The sequence below is a fragment of the Xenorhabdus sp. NBAII XenSa04 genome, from assembly GCF_963866145.1.
GTDB lineage: Bacteria > Pseudomonadota > Gammaproteobacteria > Enterobacterales > Enterobacteriaceae > Xenorhabdus > Xenorhabdus indica.
In genome coordinates this window covers 1-285 of the sequence record NZ_CAWMEB010000384.1, presented here as the reverse complement: position 1 = coordinate 285, position 285 = coordinate 1, and the positions used below count along the sequence as shown (strand labels likewise).

The following is a 285-nucleotide window of genomic DNA, read 5'->3' as shown; positions in this document are numbered from 1 at the left end:
TTGTTTCTGGTTCGCAGAAAAAAGGCAGTTTTATCCCGATCACTGAGATTACCGGAACGCCGGACACAATCATCATTACCGAAGGTTACGCTACAGCTTTAACTGTCAGCCAACTAAATAAAGGCGTGGTACTGGCAGCGATTGATGAAAGTAACCTATTGGTTGTTGCCGGGCAGGTTAGAGAGCAGTATCCAAACTCCAGAATCATCATTGCCGCCGATAATGACTGGCATGAACCGGAAGAACGAGACAAAAACGGCAGGCTGAAAAAGAATATCGGCAAGG

General features: G+C 46.3%; 1 pseudogene. It reads left to right on the top strand.

Going from position 1 to position 285, the window contains the following annotated elements:
- Window positions 1-285, top strand: a pseudogene (locus tag AAC147_RS12710) (toprim domain-containing protein); the annotation flags it as partial.